Annotated in this window: 6 protein-coding genes and 3 pseudogenes; 8 read left to right on the forward strand and 1 reads right to left on the reverse strand. The window is 46.8% G+C overall.

The window, feature by feature from the left end; genetic code table 11:
• The first annotated feature begins 465 nt into the window (after positions 1-465).
• From K6T91_11315 to K6T91_11340, 6 genes and pseudogenes are all read left to right on the forward strand, one after another.
• Positions 466-649: pseudogene (locus tag K6T91_11315) on the forward strand (hypothetical protein).
• Between the two features lie 209 nt (positions 650-858).
• Positions 859-2106: pseudogene (gene ltrA / locus K6T91_11320) on the forward strand (group II intron reverse transcriptase/maturase).
• Positions 2107-2599: 493 nt separating this feature from the next.
• Positions 2600-3118 carry a hypothetical protein gene (locus tag K6T91_11325; protein ID MCL6473379.1) on the forward strand — a complete coding sequence of 173 codons (519 nt, stop codon included), beginning with the start codon at positions 2600-2602 and terminating at the stop codon, positions 3116-3118.
• A 31-nt stretch (positions 3119-3149) separates the two neighbouring features.
• A complete protein-coding gene (locus K6T91_11330) occupies positions 3150-3782 on the forward strand; it encodes a SurA N-terminal domain-containing protein (GenBank protein MCL6473380.1) in 633 nt (210 codons plus the stop codon).
• Positions 3783-3935: 153 nt separating this feature from the next.
• Positions 3936-4941: pseudogene (gene ltrA, locus K6T91_11335) on the forward strand (group II intron reverse transcriptase/maturase).
• Between the two features lie 452 nt (positions 4942-5393).
• Positions 5394-5624 carry a hypothetical protein gene (locus K6T91_11340; GenBank protein ID MCL6473381.1) on the forward strand — a complete coding sequence of 77 codons (231 nt, stop codon included), beginning with the start codon at positions 5394-5396 and terminating at the stop codon, positions 5622-5624.
• Between the two features lie 28 nt (positions 5625-5652).
• Here K6T91_11340 and K6T91_11345 read toward each other — a convergent pair whose 3' ends face one another.
• Positions 5653-6909, reverse strand: a complete 1257-nt coding sequence (locus tag K6T91_11345; GenBank protein ID MCL6473382.1) for an IS256 family transposase — start codon at positions 6907-6909, stop codon at positions 5653-5655.
• Between the two features lie 401 nt (positions 6910-7310).
• Between K6T91_11345 and K6T91_11350 the strand changes: the two genes are divergently transcribed.
• A complete protein-coding gene (locus K6T91_11350) occupies positions 7311-8054 on the forward strand; it encodes a S8 family serine peptidase (protein MCL6473383.1) in 744 nt (247 codons plus the stop codon).
• A 15-nt stretch (positions 8055-8069) separates the two neighbouring features.
• Positions 8070-8459 (forward strand): S8 family serine peptidase, encoded by a 390-nt coding sequence (locus tag K6T91_11355; GenBank protein ID MCL6473384.1) that lies wholly within the window; start codon positions 8070-8072, stop codon positions 8457-8459.
• Positions 8460-8633 lie beyond the last annotated feature (174 nt).

The raw sequence follows: 8633 nt of genomic DNA on the forward strand, positions 1-8633 counted from the left end.
GTATACGAGTTTCTCAAAACCAACCTTGGCGATTTCGACGCTTTTGCCAGGCAGATAGCTCAAGCTGTCGAGTAATTCATGGTCTCAGGTACCGGTTACTTCGTAGAAGGGCTTTGGCCCAAAGGGCCTCGGCTTACAATTTTCAGTATCCATACCGAGGGAAACACCTGCGCCCATTTGCAAACACGGAAAACTTGAAGTCCCTTAAGTGCCGATGGTACTGCTCTGGTAACGGGGTGGGAGAGTAGGACGCCGCCGATACTATAAGGCCTCCAGGCTAAAAGCCCGGAGGCCTTTCCTTGTGCGCCCGGCAGGGCGCACGTACTTGAGGATAAAAGTTCCTTGCAGGCCCGACAGGGGGAGCTGTTAGCTGGACGGCAAGGGTGTCCATCGCGAGGTAGAATCAACAGGCAAGCCGTAGGCAAAACGCTGGCCCGACGAACAGAAATCGCGTATGAGGCGGCTATGCTGGATAAGAAGGCAAATGTATTTGAAGTCCAATACCTGTACGGAAAGCATAGACGTAGATGCGGCGGGCATAAGCGGGAAGGTACGTGCGCATTACCCGGGGAGGTCTGCTTAACCTGCCACGTGCTACCGTCATCGCAAGGTGTCGGGATGGGTAAGCAGAAGTCAGCAGAGGGCATAGTAGGCCTTTTCGACCAGGCCGAAGGCCCGAACATGAACTTTTGAAGTGTCACCTGTTAAGTTTCGCGAAGTGAAGGAGGCACAGCAAAGATGGTTGAGATACCAGATACCAACTTAAGGGGGAGCGGACGGAATCCGCAAGGACTTAAAGCTGGTATGCCAAACACCGCGGCAACAAACGAGAGAGCACACTTCAAAGGCGACGAAGTAATGGAAGCAGTGGTCGAACGCGAGAATATGAAAGCGGCTTTAAAGAGAGTGGTGTCAAACAAAGGAGCACCCGGCGTTGATGGAATGAGAGTCGAAGAGCTCACCCCGCACCTGAAAGAAAACTGGGAGATAATCAAAGAGAAGCTATTAGCTGACAACTACATACCAGCCCCCGTGCTTCTGGTCGAAATACCGAAAGCCGGAGGCAGGGGCACACGAACACTCGGCATTCCCACTGTCATGGACCACCTCATACAACAAGCCCTCCTACAAGTCTTAACCCCGGTCTTTGACCCCACGTTTTCTCCAGGAAGCTATGGATTTCGTCCGGGAAGAAGCGCACACCAAGCGGTAGAGGCAGCACGTTTCTATGTCGCAGATGGCAAGCGATGGGTGGTAGATATCGATATCGAGAACTTCTTCGATAAGGTCAACCACGACATACTCATGGCTAAGGTAGCGCGCAACGTTACCGACAAGCGAGTCCTCAGGCTCATCCGCAGGTATCTCACGGCCGGAATGATGGCCGGGGGAATCACCTCACCCCGGGTAGAAGGAGCGCCGCAAGGGGGTCCGCTCTCACCGTTGCTCTCAAATATCCTACTCGATGAACTGGACAAAGAGCTAGAGAAAAGAGGACATGCATTTGTGCGCTACGCTGACGACTGCAATGTCTATGTAGGCTCAGAAGCAGCAGCCGAGCGGGTGATGGCATCAATCACAGGGTTTCTAAAGAAGCGGCTCAAACTCAAAGTCAACATCTCAAAAAGCGCCACCTCTCGCCCCTGGAAAAGAAAGTTCCTCGGCTACTCAATGACGTGGCACAAAATTCCCCGCCTTAAAGTAGCGCCCGAGGCAGTTGCGAGCCTGAAGTCAAAGATAAAAACTATCATCCGCAGAGGAAGGGAGTGCAGCCTGGGACGGACTATCGATAACCTTACGCCCCTTCTCCGCGGCTGGGCCAACTACTTTAAGCTGGCTGAAGTCAAAGGTATCTTCGAGGAACTCGACAAGTGGATACGCCGTAAACTACGCTGCATTCTCTAGCGACAATGGAAGCGCGCGCATACTCGGGTTAAGAGGCTCCTAAGCCGCGGCCTATCGGAGAAGCGAGCATGGCACTCTGCCACTAATGGCCGTGGACCCTGGTGGAACTCTGGGGCATCGCACATGAACCAGGCTTTTCCTAAGTCCTACTTTGACTCATGTGGTCTCGTGTCACTGCTTGACCGACTTTGTCGGCTTTAATGTATTTCATGAACCGCCGTGGTACGGAACCGTATGCCCGGTGGTGTGGGAGGACGGGGGATGTGAGTCCCCCTCCTACCCGATTGCCAGAAAAGATAAGACACCTAGCCAGGAGAACTTTCCTGTTTTACAGGTAAGGCGAACATGGAGAACTTTTTCTATCTCATAGATAACCTCTTTACTCCATTAAATTCATATTGCGAGCTACCGATGCACCTAAACTATACAACAATCGTTAAATAAAAAAGCCATATTACTGTTGACATCTCTCTTTTTTTTGCTAGCTTTGTAAGCAGCAGCTAGCAAACCGGAGATACCATATGTTATCCCAACACGCGTCATTCTGGTGTTGATGGTCTAGGATAGTCGCTAAACCATAACAGTCTTCCTGAGCTGGTGGTTTAAAAACGTAGTGAAAGGAGGTGCTTGTGGTATATTTTACCACTCATGTTTCGTAAGCTCGAATCTTTAAAGGCTGACAGGGGGGATTAAAGTGGATTTTAAAAAGATCAAGGTTTTTGCTGTACTTTTGATTGTTTTGGGTGCGTTATTCTTAGGTTCGCCGGCTTTTGCCTACACTGCAGCAGCCGATGGCTCTTGGTGGTTTACCGTATGGTACCCATCGAGTGGCGTCCTTGTGCCTTTCTCATGCTATTATAGCTCCCACTTGCGAGAAACCTATGATGTATACGCTACAAGTTGGTGGAAAATTTATAATCATCAACTTGGAGGGGTTTATTATGTAGCAAATGGCTACACATATCCATTTCCTCAAACAGTAGCCGGTAACATTGTTTTTTACAATAATGGCTCCCAGTATACAAGCCTTGGGCTAACTCCTGACTCCAGCTCAATATATCCATCTGGCTATTTACCCTGGGGTGGACATAACTGGGCGAACGTGTATATACCCAGGGGTGGTACAGACTACGTGGCAGGCAATAGTACTTGGTCATCTTATGGCAGTACTTTACCTTCAACCGTGTCTAGAACAATAAAATATTATTACTAAAATAAAGTAAATTAGCCGATTGGAGGGTCAGATGAAAAAGAGAAATCTTATTATAGGCATAGCCGGCATACTATTTATAATAATGGTAAGTGCGGCCGCATTTACGCAAACACAATTTCTAAAGATAGGTCAGGATATCAAATCAATTAAGGCCGATGAAAAAGCTAAGAAAGTTGTTGCGAAAGTTAACGGCGAGGCGATTGATTGGCAGACATTTAAAGTCGAACAATATGTGAGAAACCAGGGGTCAAATGAGCCTGCAACCCCAAAACCTTCAGGTGAGGCTGTAATTAAAGAAGTGGCCAAAAAGAAGCTGCTAGCCAAGGAAGCAAAGCGTCGCGGAATTGTAGTGTCCGATTCCGAAGTTAAGACCATGATGCTAAACATAAAAAAGGCGATAGCTGGTATGCCTTCTGAGGAGCAGCAACGTTTTAAAGATTACTTAGTGGGTTTAGGTATGTCTGAGACTGAATTCTGGTCAAATCCAGAAGTTATCAATGCATATAAAGAAGCTTTATATATCGGCAAGCTAAGAGGCGAGTTTCTTAAAGGCGCTAAGACGCAAGAGGAAGTTGAAAAAGCCGAGTCAGAATACAATAAACTAGGGGATAGTTTACTTGAGGCTGCCAAAATTGAAATTACCAACCCTGAAACAATCAAATAGACACCGGTGGGTGCCGGTGGGTGACACCGGTGGGGCTAGCGGGGCAGTTTTTCTTTGGTCTCTTCGGCTTTTTCGGTTAGCCCGGCTTTTTTGTAAGCAACTGCAAGGCCTCTTAGTGCCTCGAACCTTGGAATCGGGGCGGTGCTAGACAGGATGATTCAGCAGGCCATTACACAGGTGCTTACCCCCATTTTTGACCCGGGGTTTTTAAGAACACAGTTACGGGTTCAGACCGGGACGAAGAGCCGGGCAGGCAGTAACCAAAGCCAAAGAGTACATCCAAGGCGGCTGCAAATGGGTGGTAGACATCGATCTTGCCAAATACTTCGACACCGTAAACCACGACAAACTAATGAGTTTGGTCTCAAGGAAAGTAACGGACAAGCGAGTGCTCAAGCTAATCCGGGCTTATCTACAGTCAGGCGTGATGATAAATGGCGTGGTGGTAGAAACAGAAGAAGGCTGCCCGCAAGGAGGCCCTCTAAGTCCACTATTAGGCAATATAATGCTAGATGAACTGGATAAGGAACTTGAGAGGCGAGGGCACAAATTCTGCCGCTATGCTGATGATAGCAATATCTATGTCAGAAGCCGGCGTGCCGGAGAGAGGGTTATGCAAAGCATAACCGAATATCTCGAAGGAGAACTCAAGCTTAAAGTCAACAAGGAGAAAAGTGCCGTGGACAGGCCATGGAAACGAAAGTTTCTGGGATTCTCCTTCTATCACAAGAAGGATGGAGTTGGGATACGAGTACACGCAAAGACAGTGAAAAGTTCAAGGATAAGGTAAGGCAAATCCTGTCCAGAAGCAATGGACGGAGCACGGAACAAAAGATAGAAGCCCTAAACCGCTCCCTTATCGGCTGGGTGAACTACTTTGCTCTCGCTGATATGAAAGGCATGACCCAAAACCTGGACGAATGGATAAGGCGAAGACTGCGGATGTGTATCTCACAAACAGTGGCGTAAAGTCAGAACTAGGCATGACAACCTGGTTAAACTGGGGCTTAAGAACAGAAATGCATGGAAATTTGCCAACACGAGAAAAGGCTACTGGAGAGTTTCCAATAGCCCTATCTTAAGCCAAACCCTAACCAACGAATATCTATCTAAACTGGGACTTGTAAGTCTAGTAAAGAAATACTCGGTAGCACGTTAATCTTGACGAACCGCCGTATGCCAGACCGGCTTGTACGGTGGTGTGGGAGGGTCGGCGGCTACAAGCCGCCCCCTATCCCGATTACTAAACTTATGGGAGAAGATATGAAAAGAAATTTTGGTATAGCTCTCTTAGTGTTTTTGATATTACTAAGCGGTTGCTCGCAAGCTAATCATGAAAAAGCCAATAAAACCAACACATCTATCAACCATTTGAGCCAGCTTGAGCTTAATATGTCTAGCATAATAAAGGTTACGATCCCTTTTACTCAATACACTAAACCCGCGTTAATCGATAACAGTCTGTATATACCGGTTAATGATAACTCAGAAAGTATTAATAAGATTGTTAGATATGATCTTAACAATCAGGACATTTCCACTATATACGAATCGAAATTTAGGGAACCTACAATCAATAATCTGTTATGTAACAGAAGATGGATGGTGTGGGTGGATTCAGAGGTAACAGGTGGAAGAAGTACAATCCATGTGTTGGATTTAAAAACGAACGAACAAAAAGTTGTATATGAGGTAAAAGATTCTGAGCCTTTAACAGTTATTGCCCCAACCCTATATGAGGACTACATAGCGTGGATAAGGATCAATAGTAAGGGTGTGCCAGAGGTTACGCTTCGTAATCTGCAGACAGATAAAACGGGTCAAGTCTCAATCTGTCTGTAAATAGCAGTCCCGACTACGCCACGGTTGCTCAAGACTTTAACCTCCTTTTGCTTCTCATTTTCTCGTTGCTCAATATAGCGATTCTCAAAGCTTTGCGTTCATGTTCGGTAAAGCGAACTCTTTGCCATCTCTCGGATGCTCTCCAGAGAGTACCAAAAACAAGCTTTAAGCATTGCTGCTCACCACGAAAACGAGGAATAATCTTAGAGCGGCGGCGCTCTTCAACAAAGCTTCGCTCGCACAGATTCGTCGTTCGAATGTTTTTACGGTGTGCGGCCGGCAGCTTTAGGTGGGCAAGGCTTGCCTCAAGGTCTTCAACAAGACATTTCACAAACGATGGATAGTCTCGCTTGAAGAGTTCGATGACTTGGTTGGCAACGATTTTGCCCATCCCGTAATCAGCCGCATCTCTGATTGCTTCAAGGTACGGCTTTACGAGCCCCTTGGCATCATCGGGCAGCTTCTCAAGCAGGTTCTTCATCTTATGAACCCAGCAGCGGATCCTCTCAGCCTGCGGCCATATCACCTCGATGGCCTTGATAAGCCCCGGGGCGCCGTCGCTCGTGACGGTTAATGGAACTTTTAGGCCCCGTTTAACCAGGCTTCTGAAGTGCTCAAGCCAGGCATCGTAGCTCTCTTTGCTACCGGTCGTCATGTGAATGAGTACCTTGGCGCCATCGGCACATATGCCCCAAGTCACTAGAACCCCCTCTTTTGCGCCCGCTTGTTTTCGCAAGGACTCGTAGACGGCATCCGCAAAGAGATAGACAACCTCAAAGCCTGAGAGATCGCGCTCACAGAACGCCTCGTACTCTTCCCAGAGTACTTCAGTGATGCGGCTGACACTTGAGCGGGAGAGCAGTGAACTCTCGCCATCGGTAAGATCGGTGAGCGCATCCTCGATGTCTCGGGTGGAGAGCCCCCGCACGTACATCTCAACGACCAAGTTCTCAAGCACTTCGGTGCGCTTTTTCAAGTGAGCCCACAGCACAGAGGAGTAGGGCTCATCGGCGCCTCGCACCTGCGGCACGTCTACCATGAGGCGCCCCTCGGCGCTATCAAGATGGCGCGTCTTGTAACCGTTTCGGTATCCATGCATAGTCTCATCTCTTCGCTCGTAGTAGCCTCTACCCAGGAACTCCTCGGCTTCTTTTTCAAGAAGCTCCTGGATAATCTTTTTAGCGCCGATCCTTATCAGCTCCCCGGTTAAATCAGTGGTCTGCGTATCTGCCCTTAGTGCTTCTGCAATCTTGGTTAGTTCTGTGCTTGGTGGTATTCTTTTCATAGGTCTGAACTCCTTTCGGACGATGGTTTTTTGGTATACCACCGATGGTAGTTCAGACCGCTATCTTTTTACAGACATTTTATGACGGGACCGGTTGCCGTTATTAATTCTAAGCAAGAGCTAGAGCTTCTCGAGACTAGCGATAAGGGTACTGCAAAAATAAATTTAGCAAAATCGCTGCATCCATATGTCGACTCCATCGATTTTACGAACGATGGGACATTAATTACAGGCTATTCAGATCATACACACAATTTAAGCATACTGTTTCTTATTCCAGCTAAATAGCCTACAACTGAGGCTATAGCCAGCATTTAACTCTAGCTACATTATCAATATCTTTGCCATCTACAAAGTATTAAAGGTTAATTCAAATTTCTTTTAGACAAAAGGAGCGCAAGGTGCGAAAGAAGATAATAGCCATTCTCTTAGTTGCTTGTATTTTTATATTGACTGTCTCGGCAGTAACTTACGGTAGCAACCACTACGAGAGAAAGATCATAGTATTTAATGACAACATAAAGCCAGATGTGCAAAATGTTTTAGTAGCCAAATATGGATACCGCTTAAAGTATCTGCACTTAATAAATGCTACGGTTGCATTATTGCCATCAGAAGCCCAGGAAGCCTTGGCTAAGACTTCTGGTGTTATTGGGGTTGAAGACGATGCAAAGGTCTATACATCATCTTTACCAACTATAGCTAAGACAAAATCAACCCAAATCCTACCCTGGGGCATAAACAGGATTAATGCAGATCTTGCATGGAGGGTGTCGATAGGTTCCGGAGTTAGAGTTGCAGTTATCGACACCGGCATCGATCTTACTCATCCCGACTTAATGGCAAATGTAAAAGGTGGCTTTAACGCAATTAACCGTAAGGAAAGTATAAATGATGATAATGGGCACGGAACCCATGTTGCTGGTGTTATAGCTGCAGTAGATAATGATATTGGTGTTATTGGGGTAGCACCAGAAGCGAATCTTTATGCAGTAAAAGTGTTAGATAAAACTGGAACAGGCAGAATCTCTGATGCAATTGAGGGTATCCAGTGGTCGGTAGACAACCACATGCAGGTTGTAAATATGAGCTTTGGAACAACTTCCTACAGTAGAGCTTTAGACAAAGCCATAAAGGAGGCATAAGACCCTGGCCTAGTAATGGTTGCAGAAGTTGGAAACAATGGTCCAGGCTTGGGTACAGTAAATTATCCAGCTAAGTTTAGTGAGGTAGTTGCAGTTGCCGCTACTGACGAGAACAACGCCATTGCACCCTTTAGCAGCCGGGGTCCAGAGGTTGATATAGCTGCCCCAGGGACAAATATTTACTCAACTTCTAATAACGGTGATTATGCAACTTTAAGTGGCACAAGTATGGCAGTACCACACGTTACCGGTGCTATAGCTTTGAAATTACAGCTTAACCCAGAACTTTCTCCTCTGCAGATTATGGATGAGCTAAAGAAAACAGCAAACTATCTGCCAAATGCAACGCCGGAAGAGCAGGGTGCTGGTTTGGTGGACGCATTTAAATATTGTAATTGTAAATAGGACCGCTAGGATTTAAGGGGAGTATTAGTTATGTCTTCAATAGGAAGTAAGTTTCAAGATCGTGGGACGGTCCCATAAATTCAACCCGTTGCCAAACACTAGCTAGTTCCCCCTGAAAAACTCAGGGGTATTAAGGCAGAATTTTGGGCTAAAATTAAAGGAATTCCCTGCTTG

The organism is Bacillota bacterium (assembly GCA_023511485.1).
GTDB lineage: Bacteria > Actinomycetota > Aquicultoria > Aquicultorales > Aquicultoraceae > CADDYS01.